This window comes from Thiorhodospira sibirica ATCC 700588 (genome assembly GCF_000227725.2).
Taxonomy (GTDB): domain Bacteria; phylum Pseudomonadota; class Gammaproteobacteria; order Ectothiorhodospirales; family Ectothiorhodospiraceae; genus Thiorhodospira; species Thiorhodospira sibirica.
This window is the reverse complement of sequence record NZ_MU255056.1, coordinates 717,242-738,114: the sequence shown is the minus strand read 5'-3', so window position 1 is coordinate 738,114 and position 20,873 is coordinate 717,242. Positions and strand designations below refer to the sequence as shown.

Below are 20,873 nucleotides of genomic sequence, written 5' to 3'. Positions count from 1 at the left end.
TATTGACGGCAGGTTTTAGGTATTTTGATAGACATTCCTCATTCTGATAGCCCCCATCCGCTGACGGTGCCGCTTTCTCTGGAGCCGGTGGATAATCAACGCCTGGCCAGTCTGTGTGGCCAGTTTGACCAACATTTGCGCCTACTGGAACAGCGCCTCGGTGTGGAAATCAACCATCGTGGCAACCGGTTTGATGTGATCGGCGAGGCGTCGACGGTACACGCCGCGCATGAGGTGTTGCAGGATCTTTACCGCATCACGGCTACCGAAAGCCTGACCCCGCAGCGGGTGCATTTGCATCTGCAAACCGCCCATGTTGAGCGCCTGCTCAGTGGTCCAACGGGCGATACCCTCCCTGATGAAGCGGTGCTGAAATTGCGTTATGGCGTGATCCGGGGCCGGGGTCATAATCAAAATCGCTATTTGCATAACATCCGCACCCATGATTTAAATTTTGGCATTGGCCCGGCGGGTACGGGCAAAACCTATCTGGCGGTGGCGGCAGCCTGCGAGGCGCTGGAAAGCGAGCGGGTACGGCGTTTATTATTGGTGCGCCCGGCCGTGGAAGCGGGTGAGCGGCTGGGCTTTTTGCCGGGGGATCTGGCGCAAAAAATCGACCCCTATCTGCGCCCGATGTATGACGCGCTCTATGAGATGCTGGGCTTTGAGAAGGTCGGCAAACTGATTGAGCGGCAGGTGATTGAGGTCGCGCCCTTGGCCTATATGCGGGGGCGCACCTTGAATGATGCCTTTGTGATTCTTGATGAGGCGCAAAATACTACGGTCGATCAGATGAAGATGTTTTTAACCCGCATCGGCTTTGGTTCTACCGCCGTGGTCAATGGCGATGTCACGCAGACGGACCTGCCCTCACACCGCCAATCGGGATTGCGGCATGTGATCAAGGTGCTCAATGCCGTCGATGGGGTCAGTTTTACCTTTTTTACCTCACGCGATGTGGTGCGCCATCCCTTGGTGCAACGGATCATCGAGGCCTACGAAGCTGATGGCAAGGCCTGAACTTTCCCCGCATCACATCACGATACAATATGCCTGTGCGCGGCGCGGCCTGCCTGCGGCGCAGACCTTGCGCCGCATCGCGACAGCGGCGCTGGAGGATATGCCCCCCTCGGCGCTGCTGATCCGCCTGCTGGATGCGCCAGAGAGTGCGCTGCTCAACCAGCAGTATCGCGGCAAATCAGGCCCGACCAATGTGCTGTCTTTTGTGTTGCACGCCCCCTACGATCAACACCTGACTTACTTAGGGGATATTCTCATCTGCGCCCCGGTGGTGATAAGTGAGGCGCAGACCCAGGGTAAAAGCGTGCGTGCCCATTGCGCGCACATGGTCGTGCATGGCGTATTGCATTTGCGGGGCCATGATCATCTCACTGATCACGAGGCCACCGTCATGGAAGCCTTGGAAACCCGGATTCTCAACCAGCTGGCATACTCTAACCCTTATGAATGAACAATCTGGCAGTGAACCTCCCTTACGTAGCTGGCTGGAGCGCTTAAGCCATGCGTTAACCGGCGAACCGCGTGACCGATCCCAGCTCATCGAGCTTTTGCGCAATGCCAACCAGCGCAAACTCCTGGATTTTGATGCGTTGGGGATGATTGAAGGCGTCTTGCAGGTGGCCGAGATGCAGGTGCGTGACATCATGATTCCGCGCGCGCAGATGGATGTGGTGCGCCGCGATGCCACGCTGATGGATATTCTGCCGACCTTGATCGAATCGGCCCATTCGCGTTTTCCGGTGATCGGCGAGGATCGCGACGAGGTGGTGGGTATTTTGCTGGCCAAGGACTTATTGCGCTATCTCGCGCCGGATTGTGATGAGCCTTTTATGATGCAAGAGGTGCTGCGCCCGCCGGTGTTTGTGCCGGAGAGCAAACGCCTGAATGTGCTGTTGCGCGAGTTTCGCAACAGCCGCAACCACATGGCGATTGTGGTCGATGAGTATAGCGGCGTAGCCGGACTGGTGACCATTGAGGATGTTCTGGAGCAAATCGTCGGTGAGATTGACGATGAGCATGATATTGTGGATTACCTCAGCCAGATCATGCCCCATGCCAATGGGCGCTATACGGTCAAGGCATTGACCCCGATGGATGAATTCAATGCCTATTTTCAGACCAGTTACAACGAAGATGAGTTTGATACCATCGGCGGGTTTGTGGTCAATCGCTTTGGTCATGTTCCCAAACGCGGCGAAGAACTGGAGATCGACCAGTTTCGGGTGCACATTCTGCGTGCGGATAATCGCCGTGTTCATCTGCTGGAAATACGCCACCGGGAAAACCCTGCATGAATATCGATTACGAAGACCGTCGTGATTTCTACCGGATGCAGTTTAACTGGCCCATTGAAGTCACCGAAATGAGCACAGGCTTGCATCACGCTGCGATGGGGCGCAATCTCAGCGCCGAGGGCGTCTCTTTTTATTGCACACACGCCTTTGCCCCTGGCGCCCGTCTGCGGGTTCTGGTGGCGCCGGATAAAACCCTGGTCTCACCATTGGATGCCGAGGTGGAGGTTTTGCGGGTTACGCCGGAAAATGATGGCTTTGTCATGGCGGCGCGTATCTGTCAGATGCTGCGCTGATGTCACCGCTCCCTGAGCTACACGCGCAGGCGCTGCAATTGGGCGAGTGTCTGGCCACCCGGGGGCTGCACCTGGCCACCGCAGAATCGTGTACCGGCGGCCTGGTTTCGGCAACACTCACCGCGATTCCTGGCGCTTCGATGTGGTTTGAATGCGGATTTGTCACCTACAGCAATGCCGCCAAAATGCAATTGCTCGGGGTGGCCGAAAGCCTGCTGCAAAGGCACGGGGCGGTGAGTGAGCCGGTGGCCCAGGCGATGGCGCAAGGAGCCTTGGCGCAGAGTGCTGCCGATCTGGCATTGGCGATTACCGGGATTGCCGGGCCGAGCGGTGGAACACCGGACAAACCGGTCGGCACGGTCTGTTTTGCCTGGGCCTTGCGTACGGCAAAGACGCACACCTGCACACAGCAGTTTCACGGCAGCCGAGAGCGTATCCGTGCCCAGGCGGCACACTTTGCCCTGAGGGCGCTGATTCGCTGCATCAGCGACGCCAACGGCGGCACAGCATCGTGCTGATGGCCGGTTTTTTGCCTTGAGTGTGACCCATTCAATATAAATCCTGCTGACACACCCGGTTAAAATATGTGACAATTCCTGCCTATTAAGGCTGTTTTTATCCTTTCAGCTTAAATTGCAGAGGTTCGGGCATGGATGAAGATCGTAAGAAACAATTATCGGCGGCATTAACCCAGATCGAACGCCAGTTTGGCAAGGGCGCGGTGATTCGCATGGGGGGTGGGGCCGCCGTGCGCGATATTGAGGCCATTTCCACCGGCTCGCTGGCCTTGGATATTGCCCTGGGTATCGGTGGTTTACCCAAGGGGCGCGTCGTTGAGATCTTTGGCCCGGAGTCCTCGGGGAAAACTACGCTGACCTTGCAAGTGATTGCCCAGGCACAGCGCGCCGGCGGGACTGCCGCTTTTATTGATGCTGAACATGCCCTGGATCCGGGCTATGCCCGCCGGATTGGTGTGGATATTGACGAGCTGTTGGTGTCGCAACCGGACACCGGCGAGCAGGCGCTGGAAATTGCCGATATGCTGGTGCGTTCTGGCGGGGTGGATATCGTGGTGATCGATTCCGTCGCGGCGTTGACACCCAAGGCAGAAATTGAGGGCGAGATGGGCGATACCCATGTCGGTTTGCAGGCACGTCTGATGTCACAGGCGCTGCGCAAGCTCACCGCCAATATCCAGCGCTCCAATACGTTAGTGATCTTCATCAATCAGATTCGCATGAAAATCGGGGTGATGTTTGGTTCGCCGGAAACCACCACCGGGGGCAATGCGCTGAAATTTTATGCCTCGGTGCGCCTGGATATCCGCCGCATCGGCTCGATCAAAAAAGGCGATGAGGTCATTGGCAATGACACGCGGGTGAAGGTCATCAAGAACAAGATGGCACCCCCCTTCAAGGAAGCCACCTTTGAGATTCTCTATGGCGAGGGGATCTCGCGTTTGGGTGAACTCATTGATATTGGCGTAAAAGACGGCCTGATTGATAAATCCGGCTCGTGGTACAGCTACCAAGGTGAGCGCATCGGTCAGGGCAAAGACAATGCGCGCCAGTTTCTGAAGGAAAAGCCGGAGCTTGCGCAGGAGATTGAACAGCAGATCCGGCAGAAATATTTTGCGCCTCAGTCCTTGACCGGATCAGACACCCCGCGAGCGGAGTTTGACAGTGTATCCACCCCGGCAGCGCCCTAAGCCGGTTGCCGATGCGCGCCAGTTGGCGCTGCGCCTGTTGGCCCGCCGGGAGCATTCCCGTGCGGAACTGGCGCAAAAACTCAGGCAGCGCGGGGTGGATGCGGCCACGATTGAAGCTACATTGACGCATTTAGAGACACACGCGCTGCAAAGCGAAAGCCGCTTTGTGGAATCCTTTATCCGCCACCGTGTCCAACAGGGCTACGGTTCTTTGCGTATCATTGCCGAATTGCGCCAGCGCGGCGTGGATGCAGAGCTTATCCGTGATGGACTGAGCGAGGCGCTGCATGATGAACTCGATACCGCCAGACAGGCGCTACGCCGTCGCTTTGGTGGTCATGGCATGGCCGAAACAGAACATGAACGCGCCCGCCGGGTGCGTTTTCTTATGCAGCGCGGTTTCCCCGCGCCGCTGAGCTACCAGGCGCTTGATCAAGACCCTTGCGCATGTGACGAGGGCATTTAATTTGTGTTTGCAGGAGATATGCATTGAAAAGTGCTGATATTCGTTCCAGTTTTCTTGACTACTTCCGGAGTCATGGCCATGAGGTCGTGCCTTCCAGTGCGCTGGTCCCTGAGAACGATCCCACCCTGCTATTTACCAATGCCGGCATGGTGCCCTTCAAGGATGTTTTTTTAGGACGCGAATCCTTGGGGTATGTGCGGGCCGCCAGTGCGCAGCGCTGTGTCCGCGCCGGTGGCAAACACAACGATTTAGAAAATGTCGGCTATACCGCCCGCCATCATACTTTCTTTGAAATGCTGGGAAATTTCAGCTTCGGCGATTATTTCAAGCGTGATGCCATTGAACTGGCGTGGCGCTATCTGACGCAGGTTCTGAAGATTCCCGCGCAGCGCCTGTGGGTGACGGTGTTTGAGGAAGACGACGAGGCCGCTGCGATCTGGCTCAACGAGATTGGAGTGGATCCAGCGCGGTTTGCCCGTATCGGCGCAGCGGATAATTTCTGGGCGATGGGGGATACCGGCCCGTGCGGGCCCTGCTCGGAGATCTTTTATGATCATGGGCCCGAGATTCCCGGCGGCCCACCGGGCTCACCCGATGCTGACGGTGATCGCTATGTCGAGATCTGGAATCTCGTGTTCATGCAATACAACCGCGATGCCCAAGGTGTATTACATCCGCTGCCCAAGCCTTCCGTAGACACGGGCATGGGGCTTGAGCGTCTGGCAGCGGTGATGCAGGGTGTGCATTCCAACTACGAAATCGACATTTTTCAGCGCCTGATTGAGGCCACTGCGGACTTGGCCGGGTGTGCAGATCGACACAATCCCTCCTTGAAAGTCATTGCCGATCATATTCGCTCGTGCAGCTTTTTGATTGCCGATGGGGTGTTGCCTTCCAATGAAGGACGCGGCTATGTGCTGCGCCGCATTATCCGCCGGGCAGTGCGACATGGGCACAAGCTGGGCTTGCAGGACGCCTTCTTTTATCGCCTGGTGGCCACCCTGAGCGCAGTGATGGGCGAGGCCTATCCAGAGCTGGTCAAATCACAGTCCCTGGTTGAACGCATTCTGCGTCAGGAAGAGGAACGCTTTAGCGAAACGCTGGCCAAGGGGCTGCATATCCTGGAGCAGGACATCAAAGACCTGCAGGGAAAAACCCTCCCAGGGCATACCGTCTTTTTGCTCTACGACACCTATGGCTTCCCGGTGGATCTGACCGCTGATATTGCCCGTGAGCGCGGCCTGTCGCTGGATCTGCACGGTTTTGAACAGGAAATGGCGGCACAACGCGCCCGAGCGCGCGCTGCCAGCCACTTTGACATGGACTACCCCGGCGAAATTCAGCTGGATGTCAGCAGCGAGTTCACCGGCTATGAATACGAGCAGGACGAAGGCGAGGTGGTGGCCCTGTTGAATAAAGCGGGGCAGGTGGTTGAGGCGCTCCAAGCGGGTGAAGAAGGCGGTGTGGTGCTCAACCACACCCCCTTTTATGCCGAATCGGGCGGACAGGTCGGCGATACCGGCGAGCTGCGCCGCGTGGATACCTGCTTTGTGGTGCGCGATACCAAAAAACAAGGACAGGCGCATGTACACTTTGGCGTGGTGCAACATGGGACGATTCGCTGCGGCGAGACCTTAGGCGCACACATTGATGCCGAGCGGCGTCTGGCGATTGTCCTGAATCATTCGGCCACCCATTTGTTACACGCAGCCCTGCGAGAAATTCTGGGCGATCATGTGCAGCAAAAAGGCTCACTGGTCGCCCCGGAACGTCTGCGCTTTGATTTTTCCCATTTTGAGCCGCTGACGCCAGAACAACTGGAGCGCATTGAGCGCCATGTCAACTACGCCATCCGTACCAATGCCAAGACCAAGGCGCAACTGATGCCGATGCAGGCCGCCCTGGAATCCGGTGCCCTGGCCTTATTTGGGGAAAAATACGGTGCCGAAGTGCGGGTTTTGTCGATGGGGCCTTTTTCGGTGGAATTATGCGGCGGGGTGCATGTCGAACGCACCGGCGACATCGGTCTGTTCAAGATCGTCGCAGAATCCGGGGTTGCCTCCGGGGTACGGCGCATTGAAGCCCTCAGCGGTGAGCGCGCCCTGGACTATGTGCGCAGCACGGAACATGAGCTGTTCTCATTGGCGGGGGTCTTGCGTACCAGCCGCAGTGAGCTGGGCGATAAGCTGAGCCAGTTGTTAGAGCGCAGCAAAGGCCTGGAAAAGGAACTTGAGACCTTGAAAGCCAAACTCGCTTCCCAGGCCGGGCAAGCGCTGCTTGAACAGGTTGTGGATGTGGCGGGAATCAAGGTATTGAGCGCCGAGCTCAGTGGTGCCGATCCCAAATCCTTGCGCGAAACCGTCGATCAGCTTAAGAACAAACTGGGTGAAGCTGCGGTGGTACTGGCGACCATACAGGATGGCAAGGTCAGTCTGGTGGCCGGCGTGACGCCCGGTTTGAGCAAGCGTCTGCCCGCCGGTGAGCTGGTCAATATGGTGGCCCAGCAGGTCGGCGGTAAGGGCGGCGGTCGCCCCGATATGGCGATGGCCGGCGGCACAAATCCGCAGGCCCTGCCAGGGGCATTGAATACGGTATCCGGCTGGATACAAGAGCGCATCCTCTAGCCTGTTACGTAGATGATGCCTTATATACCAACGATGTTGACCCTGTTCAGGGTCACTCTTTCATCCTCATCAGGCTGATACCGATGGCATTGATTGTACAAAAATTTGGCGGTACCTCAGTGGGCACCGTAGAACGCATCCAGCATGTTGCGGATAAGGTCATTGATTACCGCCGCAACGGACATGATGTCGTGGTGGTGGTCTCGGCGATGAGCGGCGAAACGGATCGCCTGCTGGGTCTGGCCCGCGAAATCAACCCCGGCATTGATGGCCGTGAGCTGGATGTGTTGCTGTCCACGGGCGAGCAGGTCACCATTGCCCTGCTTGCCATGGCCTTGAATAACAAGGGTTGTCTGGCGCGCTCCTATACCGGCGCCCAGGTACAAATCCTGACCGACAGCGCCCACAACAAGGCGCGGATTCGCGATATTGATGGCGCCCGGATTCGCCGTGATCTGGCGGATGGCTATGCCATTGTGGTGGCAGGCTTTCAGGGCGTGGACGAACATGGCAATATCACGACCCTGGGCCGAGGCGGTTCCGATACCACCGCAGTGGCGCTGGCGGCGGCACTCAAGGCCCAGGAATGCCAGATCTATACCGATGTGGACGGCGTTTACACCACTGATCCCAGAGTCGTACCCAACGCCCGGCGCCTCTCACGCATCACCTTTGAGGAGATGCTGGAAATGGCCAGTTTGGGCTCCAAGGTTTTGCAGATTCGGTCGGTGGAATTTGCCGGCAAATACAATGTCCCTTTAAGGGTGCTGTCCAGCTTCAAGGAAGGCGAGGGCACACTCATCACGCTTGAGGAAAACGTCATGGAACAAGCCCTCATTTCGGGCATTGCTTTTAATCAAAATGAGGCACAGCTGACCGTGCTGGGCGTTCCGGATCAGCCGGGCGTTGCCTACCAAATCCTGGGCCCCATTGCCGATGCCAATATCGAAGTCGATATGATCGTGCAAAACATCGGCGCAGATGGCACCACCGACTTTACCTTCACCGTACACCGCAACGATTACGACAAAGCGCTGGGTCTTTTACAGCTACAAGCCGACAAACTCGGGGCGCGGCAAGTCTCTGGCGACAAAAAGATCGTCAAGATTTCCCTGGTGGGTGTGGGGATGCGTTCGCACGCCGGTATTGCCAGCCAGATGTTCAAGACGCTGGCCTCGGTAGGCATTAACATCCGCATGATTTCTACCTCTGAGATCAAGATCTCTGTGGTGGTGGATGAAAAATATCTGGAGCTGGGTGTACGTGCCCTGCACGATGCCTTTGGCCTGGAAAATCCCACAGTGGACTGAGCTGATGTAAGCCGTGCGCTCAAAGAATGCAGCAGACCCTTTGGGTGTGCTCCATATACCGTGGGTTTTTCGGTGTATGCTTGTCAGGCCTTGGGCTTTGGCAAGAAAAAAACCATACATATTAAACAATTAAATAGATGATGACCGGCCAGACGCTGGAGATACCGGATCAAGACGTCTGGTATAGCCACTTAGGTGATTGAAGTTATTTTTGGAGAGAAGGACTATGTTAATTTTGACGCGTCGTGTAGGCGAAACCCTGATGATCGGTGACGAAGTTGCCGTAACCGTGCTGGGTGTTAAAGGTAATCAGGTACGGATTGGCATCAATGCCCCCAAAGATATAGCAGTGCATCGTGAAGAGATTTACGAACGCATCAAGCGCGAACAAGAAGAGCAGCAACAGGCTGGCTTTGTCGCAGGTGGAAACTCCTGATCCTGGCTTTTCCATGCCTCGTCCGTTGCGGGCGAGGCATGATTTTGACACCTTGCCACAGCGTCCATTCAGCGCTGCTCACCCCGCCGCCTTGCACTGCCAACGCAGTGCCATGACATCTTCAAATATTGCACCATGAAAATGCAGCAAGACCTGCCCGATGGGGTCAATTGGGTCACGGCTTATGCCGACGGGCAGATTTGGGTGAATCATCGGGCCTACCATAGCCATTTACTGATTACCCCCACGCAAGTGATTGCCGACGGGATTCATACCCCTGCGGCGCAGCTCGACCTGGAACAGCTGCTATCTTTGCTCCAGCAGCCGCCAGAACTTTTGTTATTGGGGTGCCAGCATGCGCCCTACTCCGCCATGCAGCCGCTGATGGCCAAGGTCTATGCAAAAGGCATCGGCTTTGAGATGATGCGCACCGAGGCCGCATGTCGAACCTATAACCTCCTTGTTTCCGAAGGCCGTCATGTGGCGGCGGCATTATGGCAGGACTGATCCTTGAATGCAGCGCACCCAACCGCCCCCCTGACGCAAAGCGCCTCAGCATCGCAGGCGGTGATATGCTATGTCGGTCTGGGGGCCAATCTGGATCACCCCGTCGCACAACTCCAGCGCGCCTTACAGGCTTTGGATCGTCTGCCCGGTACACGCCTGCGCCAGCATTCGCAGCTCTACCAAAACCCGCCGATGGGGCCGATTGACCAGCCCGATTATGTCAATGCCGTGGCCGAACTCAGCTCAACCCTGGATCCCTTTGCCTTGCTTCAGGCCTTGCAGGATCTGGAACAACAGCAGGGCCGCACGCGCAATGGGGTACGTTGGGGGCCACGCACGCTGGATCTGGATTTGCTGCTGTATGGACAGCAACAGATGCAACATCCCCAACTGACGCTTCCCCATCCGGGGCTGCCCATGCGCGCCTTTGTGTTGTATCCTTTGGCAGAAATTGCACCCACGTTAAATATTCCCGGACTGGGGTCATTAACGACATTGCTTGCACACTGTCCCGCCGAGGGGCTTCAGCCGGTATTAACGCATCCACAGCAGCCCTGCGGCGTCTGGCAGGTTCAAGTCGGCGCGTCTGCCGCACCACGCAAGGCGCCGCTTTAAAGATCAGGTCCACTGCCATCAGCCGGTGGCCAGATCAACGCCAAGCATCCCAGGCCGCATAACACCGACTCACCACACGAACTGCACATTTTATGAGCGTATCCAAAGCAAACGGTCGCATCAGCATTGAGTATTTGCGCACCCTGCGCCAAGCGGGGCAGCCCATTGTCAGCCTGACGGCCTACGATGCAGGCTTTGCCCGCCTGCTGGAACAGGCCGGGGTTGATTTAATTCTGGTGGGCGATTCCCTGGGGATGGTGGTGCAAGGACATGAAAGCACCATCCCGGTCAACATGGATCACATGATTTATCATGCGCAGATGGTGGTGCGTGGCACCCAGCAAGCCTTCGTGATGGCTGATATGCCGTTCATGAGCTATTGTGATCCCAAACAAGCCCTGCACAATGCCGCCCGCCTGATGCAGGAAGGCGGTGTGCAGGCGGTCAAGCTGGAAGGCGACGCCAGTCAGGCCGAGGTGGTGGCGGCATTGGCGGCGCATGGCGTTCCGGTGTGCGCACATCTGGGACTGCGCCCGCAATCCATACATAAACTGGGCGCCTATCGTGTGCAGGGGCGTGATGCCGGGGCGGCGGAACGTATGCTCAGTGATGCGCTCCAATTACAGGATGCCGGGGCGGATTTATTATTGCTGGAATGCGTCCCCGCCCCCCTGGCCGGGCAAATCCGCTCACGGGTCAGCATCCCGGTGATTGGTATTGGCGCGGGGGCAGACTGCGATGGCCAGATTCTGGTGTTGCACGATGTGCTCGGCATGAGCGAGCGCCTGCCCCGCTTTGCCAAAGATTTCTTACAGAGCAGCGGAACCGTGCAAGGCGCACTGGCGTCCTATGTCGAGGCCGTGCGCCAGCGGCAATTCCCCGACGCCCAGCATCTATTCAGTCAGTAGCTCAATCCGGAAAATCGCTCCCAATGCTCTCTGTTACCACCCCACATGCCCTGGACAATGCCTTGGCGGCATGGCGCCAACAGGATCAATCCATCGCCCTGGTACCGACCATGGGCAATCTTCATGCCGGTCATCTGGCATTAATCCAGCACGCCCGCCGCGTGGCTGAGCGGGTCGTGGTCAGCGTATTTGTCAATCCCCTGCAATTTGATCGCGCCGAGGATCTCGCGGCCTACCCGCGTACCTTGGACGCCGACCGTGCCTTGCTTGAGACCCATCAGGTGGATGTACTGTTTGCCCCAAGTGCGCAGCTCATCTATCCTCGCCCCCTGCATGACATCAGCACGGTCATCGTACCCACCCTGAGCGAGATTCTGGAAGGCGAACACCGCAAAGGACATTTTGCTGGAGTCGCGACGGTGGTTTGCAAACTGTTCAATCTGGTACGTCCCCAGTGCGCGGTGTTTGGTGAAAAAGACTTTCAGCAGCTGTTGCTGATTCAGCGCATGGTCGAAGATCTCAACATCCCGGTCAACATCATCGCCCACCCCACCCTGCGCGAAAGCGATGGGTTGGCCATGAGTTCGCGCAACAGCTATCTCACCCCACAACAGCGCGCGCAAGCCCCGGCGCTCTATCGCACGCTGCAACAACTGCGCACAGCGCTGCTGAGTTCTGCTGAGCCTATCGCGCTACACGAAGCACGCGCCCTGAAAGATTTACAGGCTGCGGGTTTCTTGCCGGAATACCTCACCGTGCGCCGTCGCCATGACCTGGCACTACCTACGCCCGCTGACCGACAACGGGTGATTCTTGCCAGTGCCTGGCTAGGTAAAGCGCGCCTGATTGATAATTGCCCTCTGGATTTGCCGCATGGCCCTTGATCGCGCATAATGCACGCCTTTTTTCCTATACTTGACCTTTACGCTTTGCGAGGATATCCACCATGTTGCTTACATTACTCAAGTGCAAATTACACAAGGTAACTGTGACCCATTCCGAATTAGAATACGAAGGGTCTTGCGCAATCGACGCACATTTGCTAGAAGCATCAGGGATTCGTCCTTACGAACAGATTCATATTTACAATCTGGCCAATGGGGAACGCTTTGTGACCTATGCCATCCGTGCCGAGGCCGGCAGTGGCGTGATCTCGGTCAATGGCGCCGCCGCACACAAGGCCAGTCCAGGGGATCGCGTCATCATCTGCGCCTATACCCAGATGGATGCGGCCCAGGCGGAGCGTTTCAAGCCCACCTTGTGTTATTTTGACGGGCGCAACCAGATTGTACGTATGGGTGAAGAAATCCCTGAGCAGGCCGCCTGAATATGCCCTGACCGGTCGTGATGGGAGGCTTCAAACCCGGCGTTTTGCCCTATTGGTATGTATGCTTTATCGTTAAACTTATGTGGCTGATACAGTAAATATAGCGCGTTGGGTTACCTCCCCTCGGACGCGGATTGCTCTTGGAAAATATAAGGAGCCATGAGGGAGGCCTCTGGATACTCAAGGGATGAATGTTCCTATGACGGACGTTTTTATTGCACGGCAGCCGATCTATGATCGTGCGGGCGATGTATATGCCTATGAACTGCTGTTTCGGGAAACCGAGGCGGACCAGAATGCCAATATTCTGGACGGCGATCAGGCCTCCTGTCATCTGATTTTGCAGGCGATGACCGCCGTAGGATTGAATGTACTCGCCGAGCAGCAGCTTGCCTTCATCAATGTCACGCATAACCTGCTGGCCAGTGGCGTACTCAATACCCTCCCCAAGCAACGGGTGGTGCTTGAAGTCCTGGAAAATGTGGTTGCCGATGAACCCATCTTGCAGGCGGTGGCCCAGCTCTCGCGGGAAGGCTTCAAGATTGCGCTGGATGATTGGGTGTATGAGGTCAATAATGCGGCCTTTCTCGACTTGGCCGATATTGTCAAACTTGAAGTCCAAAATAAAAGCAAAAATGAACTGCTTGCCCAGCTGCGGTATTTATCCCCCACCGGAACACAGCTGCTGGCGGAAAAGATAGAAAACCAGACACAGCACGACCTCTGCATAGAACTCGGTTTTTCCTATTTCCAAGGCTACCATCTCGCCCGCCCCGTGATCTGTCGGGGCAAAACCATCCCGCCCAATCGCCTCTCCCTGATGCGCCTCATGGCACAGTTTCAAGACAGCGAACTGAATCTGGAAGAACTGCAACGCCTGATTTCCTTAGATATTTCGATCAGTTACCAACTTCTGCGGCTGATCAACTCCGCTTTTTTTGGTCTGGGGCGCAAGGTAGACAGCGTGCGCCACGCCGTCACCCTTCTGGGAACCGAGGCCATTCGCAAATGGGTCACTCTCCTGACGCTGGCCGGAATCAACGAACAGCCCACGGTCTTGATCAAGGAAGCCTTTGTCCGGGCGCGAATGTGTGAGCTGTTGGCCCGGCATACCGGGCAACAAGGCTCGGAAAAATATTTCATGGTCGGCCTGTTTTCGGTACTCGATCAGCTGTTGCAAATTCCCATGCCGGAAATCCTTGAAGAACTCCCCTTGGCGCAAGACATCACCGACGCCCTGCTTGAACACAAGGGATCAATGGGCGAGGCCCTAAGCTGTGTCATTTTGTTTGAATCCGGCACCATTGATCAGTGTCGCCATTTTGCCCAACTGAATGAGCACCACACCAGCCAACTGTATTTTGAATCCCTTAACTGGGCCCACGCCTTTATTGAAGAAATGGGCGTGGATATCTCATAACTGACACTCATGCACGATTGCGACAACCCACAGAATCACCAGCGCTGCATTCATCAGGCGCTGGAAACCGCACAACACCTATGCACACAACGTAGCGTCAAACTGACCCGCCTGCGCCGGATGGTTTTGACGCAGATCTGGCAGACGCATGAAGCGGTCAAGGCCTATGACCTGATCCGCGATCTCAGCTCACGCGAGCACATGGTCAAACCCCCCACCGTGTATCGCACCCTGGATTTTTTACTGGAACAGGGCCTCATCCACCGTATCGAAAGCCTGAATGCCTACGTCGGCTGTCCCTGGCCGGATACACACCATCAATGCTGTTTGCTGATCTGCCGCACCTGTGGCCAGATTCAGGAATTGAAAGGCCATTGGATCAACTCCGCATTACAGCAAAAAATCCACCAGCAAGGCTTTGTCATACAACAGCAAATCTTTGAGATCCAGGGCATCTGCCGCGCTTGCGTGGGGGTGGCTGAGCCTTAAATCGCACACTTGACATCCTCTCCGCCCTACCTGCCTGCGCCGCGTGCGTCGCGGCAGGCAGGAAGGACGGGGATTCCCAGCATTGCTGCTGAGCGCTTTCTGCTTCGCCGAGACCTGCCAAATGCCTCAAAGAGACACCGGACTTACAGTTTCTCCACAGACTAACCCCGCCAGCCCGGCGGTTAAAATGAAGATAGCATCCATGTATAAAGAGAGCAAGCTACCAAAGAGGAGGCCTCGGGAACAGGAGCACGCTTTGCGTGCTGCGCTATCCCTCCTTGGCCTTGCGGCCGGGGTTTCCCGCGCAAACTGATGAACCCGCTTGAACAGATTCCTGCATTACTGGCCCGTCGGCAGGTACAAGGGTTATACCGTCAGCGCCGCGTGCTGGACGGTGCGCAGCAGCCTGAGCAGATCATCGACGGCAAGCCGGCGCTGGCTTTTTGTGCCAATGACTATCTGGGGCTGGCCCAGCATCCTAAAGTCAGGGCGGCCTTTGTGGAAGGGATACAGCGCTACGGCGTGGGCAGCGGCGCGGCCCATCTGGTCAATGGGCATAGCCAGGCGCATCATGCCCTGGAACAGGCCCTGGCGCGCCTGCTGCAACGCCCGGCAGCCCTGTTATTTTCATCGGGCTATCTGGCCAATCTGGGGGTCTTGCAGGCTTTGATGACGCAAGGCGGGCTGATTTTACAGGATCGTTTGAATCACGCCTCGCTGCTGGATGGCGCAAGGTTATCCAGGGCGCGCTGGCTGCGCTATCGGCATCGGGATCTGGCGCACCTGCAACGCCGCTTGAGTCAACATGACACCGCGCATACACCGACCCTGATCATCAGCGATGGCGTGTTTAGCATGGATGGCGACATCGCCCCCTTGCCGCAGTTAGCCCAGATAGCACAACAGCATCAGGCCGCCCTAGTGGTGGATGATGCGCATGGTATCGGCGTGCTAGGCCCGGATGGGGCCGGCACCGTGGCGCAGTATGGTTTGCGCGAAGATGAAGTCCCGGTATTGATCGGCACGCTGGGCAAGGCGTTGGGTACCGCCGGGGCCTTTGTGGCGGGCAGTGAAGCCTTGATAGCCTACCTGATGCAAACCGCCCGCAGCTACATCTACACCACCGCCTCCCCCCCGGCGCTGGCCCATGCCACCCTGACCAGTCTGCAACTACTGCAGGAAGAGCCTTGGCGGCGCACCCATTTGCATGAATTGATCCAATATTTTCGCGGCAAAGCCCAGGCCCTGGGTTTAACCCTTCTGGACAGCCACACCCCCATCCAGCCCATCATCCTGGGTGAGAGCGAAAAGGCGCTGCAATGCAGCGCCTATCTACTGGAAAACGGCCTGCTGGTACCGGCCATCCGCCCGCCCACCGTGCCTGCGGGCAGCGCCCGACTGCGAATTACCTTAAGTGCAGCACACGAACAGGCGCATGTGGATCATCTGCTGGCCGCACTGGCGCGCCTGCCGCTTGAGTAGGCCTTTTGGGAGCGCCGAGTTATACTCGGCCAGATTTAAAGCCATACTGGGGCGCCTGCCGCTTGAACAGGCCCCCGTGTTTCACGGCAATACCATCAACTGATGGCTGAAAACCACTTGGAACCAAACAGCCCGCCTTCCTTCGCTTTCCAGCCCTGATCAACCATCAACTGCTTCAAACGGCGTTTCATTTCCGGATCAGGAATCTTGCCCTTGGTCGCGGACTTATACAAAGCCAATGCATCCTCAAATTCCTTCTTATCCACCACCCCATCATTGGCCGCAAAGCGCTCCAGAATCTCCTTCACCCGATCATTGGCCTCGCGCTCCACCACGATGCCCTTTTCCGCCGCTACCTGACGGATAAACGCCAGCCCTTTATCCACGCCAAGCCCTTTTTGAATCGCGATCTGCAACAACTCGCGCTCCTCCTCGCGATCAATGAACTGATCATCAAACACCCGGAGTTTAATTTCCTCAATAAACTCCTTCACATTACTGTCGGTCGTCATCATGCCTCTCCTGCGTAAAAGTCAGTCGGTATCGTGGTGGCCAAGCCAAACAGACCGAGGCCACCTTGCCTGTGGAAGTATCCAACCCTCAATCCGCAGGGTCAAGAGCCTTACCACCGATCAGCTACTCGCGGGCATAAAAAGGGGGTAACGGGATGTTGTTTTGGAGGCAGCGCTGCAGATAGCGCAGGCCGCGTTTAAACCAGGACACCGGACTGCGAGAGGCTTTTCTGAAGGTCCCATGCGCGGGGTTGTGTTGAGTCTGGACTTTTTTTCAAGGGGGTTAGCGCGGCGCGCGCCTCGGCGCGTCCCACGCACACACACCCATACATGGACAGGGCCATGATCAGGACCATGATCAGGACCATGATCAGGACCATGATCAGGACGAGGCGCTCCAGACGATCAGCGTGCTGGAGGTTGAAGTTGCGGCTTTTGAAATCCGAGAACATCGGCTCAATGGACCACCGGGCGGCGTCATCCAAGACGCGGGCGGGCGTCGGTGGGGTGTCCATCGCGATGATCCAGGGCTGTGGATGTCCAGGGTCGTGCAGGATCCCGAAGAGGGTGCGCACCCCGCAGGCAAACAGCCCGACATCAGTGAGGTAGCGCTCGCGCACACTTTGGGCCAGTGCCCCCGTGGTCGTCTCCTCGCTCTGCCCAATGTCGAGGCGCAGGTGGCCCTTGAGCCGCAGCCGGCAACTCCAGCCTTGGGCTTGGAGCCACTCCAACAGCGCCACGCCGGGATAGAACCGATCGGCTGAGAGTAATACCCGCGTCCCCGGCGGTACCCAGGAGCGAACCCGCTCCAACAGCCCCCGTTGCGTCTCCCAACCGAGATGGGCCGCGCCCTCCTCGGCGCACCACGCCAGCGGTAACGCCGATCCCCCACGCGTAGCGGTAACATGTTCGCCAACTCCACCGTGTTCGACGTTTGCCCCTCGAGCATCAATCCAACAGCCAGCGCCCGTTTGTCGACCACCGTCTTACGCAACCCCGGATGCGCTTCGCGCAGACTTCGGGCCACTTCTTCTGCCACGCATTTGACGCTTCCCATGCTCACCTCCATGATCTCAGTTCAGTGAATCCTTAGCGTTTACCATAAACGTGATGGGTGGCAAGGATTAGAGCAAAAAACAGTTCTTTATTTTTTCTTCATTGTTTATCAGAATTCTCCATTGTAGATATGTTATCTACAAACGCGAAGGTTTCGCGTTCCATGGTCGGGGTCGAAGTCGAATCGCAAAGTTGTTCTCTGTTCAGGATGAACGCCGAGGCCACTTTTATGGCGCAAGCTGGGTTTCGACGGCTGAAACCGCCCATGTTGCCGGTGTTGACCGGCCATTCGGTTGGGACTGCTCAACCAGGACTCCAGTTGCTCGCCCGCAAGGGTGTTATCAACGGAGAGCGAAGTGCCTAAAAATCGCATAAGCAACTTTGTTTAGGTTTTTAGGAGCAGAATGCTGATGACCGCACTAAGCTAGATTTTATGGATCGCGCTGTTGAGCTATCCAAGCAGCATTTAATACAAGCGTTCAAAAAACGCCGAGATATTATCTACGCTCATATTGATGAGATTCCTAGGTTTATGGAGCTAAAAACTGTTGCTTGATTTTTTTCTGCAAATATCTATAATCGCTTATATGAGCAAGATATATCGCATTAACGAGTTTGCGAAACGGATCGGGAAAGCACCCTCGACAATTCGGCGCTGGGAGCGCGAGGGGAAGCTCAAGGAGGACTTTGCCGAGATGCCCGTTCGCCAGCCCAAGGATTTGTGCGAATGAAAGTCACGCGGATTTTGCACGCCAAGCGCCCGAACCAGGGCAAGGTCGGGGCGTTGCGCGAACAGGCGCGACGACTCGGGCAGGTGCGCTCCGAGACTTGGCAGTGTTTTGGCTCGATTGGCGGCGTTGGGTTAAGCGACCGCCAGATTCGTGACGCCTGGCTGGGCCAAGGCCGCGTTTTCCCGGTCTCGGCCAATGCTTGGAAAGAGACGCTGCGCGATGCCAAAGGCGACATCACCGCCACTATGGAAGCGGCCAAGGTCAAAGCGCGCCGCTGCATCTTGCGTCACACCCAGGACAAGAGCGAACAAAAACGCCTGTTCACCGCGCTCAAAGGCAACGCCTGGGTACACGATCCTTATTTACGCCGAGTGATGCGCAAGCACTGGAAGCATGGTCACAATCACACGCACAACCAGATTGTCGTGCGCTCGGATAACTACACCACCTTTCAACGGGGTGGGCGCGCCTGGATCAAAATTCCCGGCTTGGTGAAAGGTCAACGCATCGCCATTCCACTGAATACCACCGTTGAGCCGACCGGCACCCTGCGCATTATCATCAAAGACGATGACCGTATTGAGGTGCATTACACCGTCGATGTTGAAGTCAAGCAAGATTGCGGCACACAAACATTGGGTGTTAATAAAGGCTACTCCGAAGTCTTGGTCGATTCCGACGGCGACCACCACGGCCAGGAACTAGGCGCGATCCTCACCGACACCTCCGACAAACTCAAGATCAAATACCAGCGTCGCGCCAAGCTGCGGGCACTCGCCAACAACACCCGCAACCCGCGCAAGCGTCAACACATTCGCCAGTTCAACTTGGGGCGCAAGAAGCTCAACCGGCAGATGAGCAAAACCCATGCGCGCATCCGCGACATCGTATTTCAATCCGTTCACAAGGTGGTCGATAAAGCCGCCGTGATCGCGGCAGAAGATTTAACCGCCCCCATGGCGAGCAAGTCCTTCGGCAAGAATGCCAATCGTCGGCTGGCAATCTGGACGAAAGGTGTTATTGCCCAAGCACTTGACAGTGTTTCAAGCCGTCGAGGTTCGACGGTCGTTCTCGTTAATCCTGCTTACACATCGCAAATGGATTCTCGAACTGGATGTCTTGACGGCAAACGGCAAGGGGATCAATTTTACTGTTCCGACGGGGTTGTGTTGCAGGCAGACCAAAACGCTGCGCGAAACGTGCTGGCGAGGTTATCAGACCCGGACATTGAGCGGTTTACCCCGTTCAAGCGGGTCAAGGCGATCTTGCTGGAACGGACTGAGCGCCTCCGGTTGGGACTGCTCAACCCGGACTCCAGTTGCTCGCCCTTCGGGGCGCTATCAACGGAGAGCGAATTACCGAAAAACTATCCTGAGCAACTTTGTTCAGGTTTTTAGCAGCAGAATAGGCATAGCCAGATTGATACCCGGATCGCCGGGTATTTCCACCAGTACCTGATTTAGGACTTACGCATTGACGGTGGACTGAAATTGTGGGTTAAGGTGCTGCTTACCTTGCATGAAGTTGCGGACGAAAGCGGCGACTACCTGGGTGTACAAATGGCATTGCCATGGGTAAGCATTGCTGATCATGTCAACGAACTTCATCTGCTGGAGGTGGACATAACTGCACAAAGCGGCAAAGATAGGATTGCGTATCGGCACCTTACCGCGCACCTGGAATTTCTCGATATGGCAGAGCTGTTTGATCATGCGGTGGTATTGCTCAATCTGCCAGTGTTGGTCATGCAGGGTCTGAAAGTGGGTTGACCGGAAGTCATCATAGGCATCGGTATCCGGCAGGAAAACCACATAATGGCGCTGTTGGTCTTTTAAGGAAGGTCTGAATAACGCTGGTTTGAAACCACGCCATTTTCGCAAATGCTTCTCAACATCATTTGACTGCGATTTATGGTCATATTTCGGCCATTGTGCGCGGCTTTCTGGCCCGAAAACCGCCTAATCGACGGATTTCGGGCGTAGTAACCCGATGCGGGTAACAACTTCTGCGCGATCATCAGGTTCGTCAAGCCAGCCAGCCCGTAAAAACGGTTGCGATTCTTCGCTTGGCCTCGGTAGCGAACCTTGGAGTCGCCAAATACGCGCTTGATGTATCGAAACGGATGCTCTACCTTGGCGCGAATCTGAGCCTTGAGCTTTTCAAGCTTTGCTTGAGCGCTGTCTGGGTCAAATTCCTTGCGCTTACCCGCTCGCTCAGCGATATACCAATCCACTGAGCGCTCGCTGTGTTTTGCGCGTTTTTCAATACCGCGCTAGCCTGCCTCACCAAAGACACGACGCTCGTGTCCGTGAAGTAGCTTATGGCTGACTTCACGGTCATGCGTATTGGCGGCGGTGGTTTCCAAGCGGTGAATCAGCCCAATTTCATCGTCAACACCGATATGCACCTTCATGCCGAAGTGCCACTGATTGCCCTTCTTGGTCTGATGCATCTCCGGGTCGCGCTTGTTGTCGGTGTTTTGGTCGAGCTCGGTGCAGCAATCATGCTGGCGTCCACCATACGGCCTTCACGCAGCATCAGATCATGATCGCCAAGGGAGGCGTTGATTTCCTTAGAGGCTGTTTGGAAATTAATCGCGTAATGGCTTAACCTACGATTTTTTCTAGGAAGTGGCCCACATGCCCTAGAAATGCAGCAAGAAGATTCGCAAAAA

Annotated in this window: 21 protein-coding genes and 3 pseudogenes; 20 read left to right on the top strand and 4 right to left on the bottom strand. The window is 56.4% G+C overall.

The annotated features are described in order from the left end of the window. The first annotated feature begins 24 nt into the window (after positions 1-24). From THISIDRAFT_RS03520 to bioF, 18 genes are all read left to right on the top strand, one after another. Positions 25-1,020 (top strand): PhoH family protein, encoded by a 996-nt coding sequence (locus THISIDRAFT_RS03520; RefSeq protein WP_006786394.1) that lies wholly within the window; start codon positions 25-27, stop codon positions 1,018-1,020. Next, entirely contained in the window at positions 1,007-1,471 is a 465-nt protein-coding gene (gene ybeY, locus THISIDRAFT_RS03515; RefSeq protein ID WP_006786393.1) for an rRNA maturation RNase YbeY, read from the top strand. Before THISIDRAFT_RS03520 ends, ybeY begins: the two co-directional genes overlap by 14 nt. Further along, positions 1,464-2,315, top strand: coding sequence for an HlyC/CorC family transporter (locus THISIDRAFT_RS03510; protein WP_006786392.1), 852 nt, complete (start codon positions 1,464-1,466; stop codon positions 2,313-2,315). Before ybeY ends, THISIDRAFT_RS03510 begins: the two co-directional genes overlap by 8 nt. Continuing rightward, positions 2,312-2,608: a PilZ domain-containing protein gene (locus THISIDRAFT_RS03505; protein ID WP_006786391.1), complete on the top strand. Its 297-nt coding sequence runs from the start codon at positions 2,312-2,314 to the stop codon at positions 2,606-2,608. Before THISIDRAFT_RS03510 ends, THISIDRAFT_RS03505 begins: the two co-directional genes overlap by 4 nt. Further along, positions 2,608-3,126: a CinA family protein gene (locus tag THISIDRAFT_RS03500; RefSeq protein WP_006786390.1), complete on the top strand. Its 519-nt coding sequence runs from the start codon at positions 2,608-2,610 to the stop codon at positions 3,124-3,126. Before THISIDRAFT_RS03505 ends, THISIDRAFT_RS03500 begins: the two co-directional genes overlap by 1 nt. 131 nt (positions 3,127-3,257) lie before the next feature. Further along, positions 3,258-4,316 carry a recombinase RecA gene (recA, locus tag THISIDRAFT_RS03495; protein ID WP_006786389.1) on the top strand — a complete coding sequence of 353 codons (1,059 nt, stop codon included), beginning with the start codon at positions 3,258-3,260 and terminating at the stop codon, positions 4,314-4,316. Beyond that, positions 4,291-4,782 carry a regulatory protein RecX gene (locus THISIDRAFT_RS03490; RefSeq protein ID WP_006786388.1) on the top strand — a complete coding sequence of 164 codons (492 nt, stop codon included), beginning with the start codon at positions 4,291-4,293 and terminating at the stop codon, positions 4,780-4,782. The genes recA and THISIDRAFT_RS03490 overlap by 26 nt, the downstream gene beginning before the upstream one ends. Positions 4,783-4,805: 23 nt before the next feature. After that, positions 4,806-7,406: an alanine--tRNA ligase gene (alaS, locus tag THISIDRAFT_RS03485; protein WP_006786387.1), complete on the top strand. Its 2,601-nt coding sequence runs from the start codon at positions 4,806-4,808 to the stop codon at positions 7,404-7,406. Positions 7,407-7,489: 83 nt separating this feature from the next. Next, positions 7,490-8,716 carry an aspartate kinase gene (locus THISIDRAFT_RS03480; RefSeq protein ID WP_006786386.1) on the top strand — a complete coding sequence of 409 codons (1,227 nt, stop codon included), beginning with the start codon at positions 7,490-7,492 and terminating at the stop codon, positions 8,714-8,716. A gap of 226 nt (positions 8,717-8,942) precedes the next feature. Further along, positions 8,943-9,152: a carbon storage regulator CsrA gene (gene csrA / locus THISIDRAFT_RS03475; RefSeq protein WP_006786385.1), complete on the top strand. Its 210-nt coding sequence runs from the start codon at positions 8,943-8,945 to the stop codon at positions 9,150-9,152. 135 nt (positions 9,153-9,287) lie between these two features. Beyond that, positions 9,288-9,659, top strand: a complete 372-nt coding sequence (locus THISIDRAFT_RS03470; RefSeq protein WP_006786384.1) for an Mth938-like domain-containing protein — start codon at positions 9,288-9,290, stop codon at positions 9,657-9,659. 3 nt (positions 9,660-9,662) lie between these two features. Next, positions 9,663-10,274 carry a 2-amino-4-hydroxy-6-hydroxymethyldihydropteridine diphosphokinase gene (folK, locus tag THISIDRAFT_RS03465; protein ID WP_006786383.1) on the top strand — a complete coding sequence of 204 codons (612 nt, stop codon included), beginning with the start codon at positions 9,663-9,665 and terminating at the stop codon, positions 10,272-10,274. Between the two features lie 92 nt (positions 10,275-10,366). Then, positions 10,367-11,182, top strand: a complete 816-nt coding sequence (gene panB, locus THISIDRAFT_RS03460) for a 3-methyl-2-oxobutanoate hydroxymethyltransferase (protein ID WP_006786382.1) — start codon at positions 10,367-10,369, stop codon at positions 11,180-11,182. A gap of 23 nt (positions 11,183-11,205) precedes the next feature. After that, positions 11,206-12,066: a pantoate--beta-alanine ligase gene (gene panC, locus THISIDRAFT_RS03455; RefSeq protein WP_006786381.1), complete on the top strand. Its 861-nt coding sequence runs from the start codon at positions 11,206-11,208 to the stop codon at positions 12,064-12,066. A gap of 62 nt (positions 12,067-12,128) precedes the next feature. Further along, the gene (panD, locus tag THISIDRAFT_RS03450) at positions 12,129-12,509 is read left to right on the top strand and encodes an aspartate 1-decarboxylase (RefSeq protein WP_006786380.1); all 381 of its coding nucleotides are present in this window, start codon (positions 12,129-12,131) and stop codon (positions 12,507-12,509) included. Between the two features lie 199 nt (positions 12,510-12,708). Beyond that, complete coding sequence (locus THISIDRAFT_RS03445) at positions 12,709-13,929, top strand: EAL and HDOD domain-containing protein (RefSeq protein WP_040851451.1); 1,221 nt, start codon at positions 12,709-12,711, stop codon at positions 13,927-13,929. A gap of 9 nt (positions 13,930-13,938) precedes the next feature. Then, complete coding sequence (locus THISIDRAFT_RS03440; RefSeq protein WP_006786378.1) at positions 13,939-14,418, top strand: transcriptional repressor; 480 nt, start codon at positions 13,939-13,941, stop codon at positions 14,416-14,418. Positions 14,419-14,730: 312 nt separating this feature from the next. Then, positions 14,731-15,900, top strand: coding sequence for an 8-amino-7-oxononanoate synthase (bioF, locus tag THISIDRAFT_RS03435; protein WP_006788628.1), 1,170 nt, complete (start codon positions 14,731-14,733; stop codon positions 15,898-15,900). Between the two features lie 95 nt (positions 15,901-15,995). Here bioF and THISIDRAFT_RS03430 read toward each other — a convergent pair whose 3' ends face one another. Both THISIDRAFT_RS03430 and THISIDRAFT_RS03425 read right to left on the bottom strand, forming a co-directional pair. Further along, positions 15,996-16,415, bottom strand: a complete 420-nt coding sequence (locus THISIDRAFT_RS03430; protein WP_139064093.1) for a hypothetical protein — start codon at positions 16,413-16,415, stop codon at positions 15,996-15,998. Positions 16,416-16,609: 194 nt separating this feature from the next. Further along, the gene (locus THISIDRAFT_RS03425; protein ID WP_006788630.1) at positions 16,610-17,224 is read right to left on the bottom strand and encodes a transposase; all 615 of its coding nucleotides are present in this window, start codon (positions 17,222-17,224) and stop codon (positions 16,610-16,612) included. 831 nt (positions 17,225-18,055) lie between these two features. Between THISIDRAFT_RS03425 and THISIDRAFT_RS03420 the strand changes: the two are divergent. Next, positions 18,056-18,145 (top strand): annotated as a pseudogene (locus THISIDRAFT_RS03420) (MerR family transcriptional regulator); the annotation flags it as partial. A gap of 50 nt (positions 18,146-18,195) precedes the next feature. Continuing rightward, positions 18,196-19,596, top strand: a complete 1,401-nt coding sequence (locus THISIDRAFT_RS03415) for an RNA-guided endonuclease TnpB family protein (protein WP_006788266.1) — start codon at positions 18,196-18,198, stop codon at positions 19,594-19,596. Positions 19,597-19,665: 69 nt separating this feature from the next. Here the strand turns inward: THISIDRAFT_RS03415 and THISIDRAFT_RS03410 are convergent. Both THISIDRAFT_RS03410 and THISIDRAFT_RS03405 read right to left on the bottom strand, forming a co-directional pair. Beyond that, positions 19,666-20,088 (bottom strand): annotated as a pseudogene (locus tag THISIDRAFT_RS03410) (transposase); the annotation flags it as partial. Next, positions 20,031-20,651: pseudogene (locus tag THISIDRAFT_RS03405) on the bottom strand (IS5 family transposase). The pseudogenes THISIDRAFT_RS03410 and THISIDRAFT_RS03405, both read right to left, overlap by 58 nt. Between the last annotated feature and the right edge of the window lie 222 nt (positions 20,652-20,873).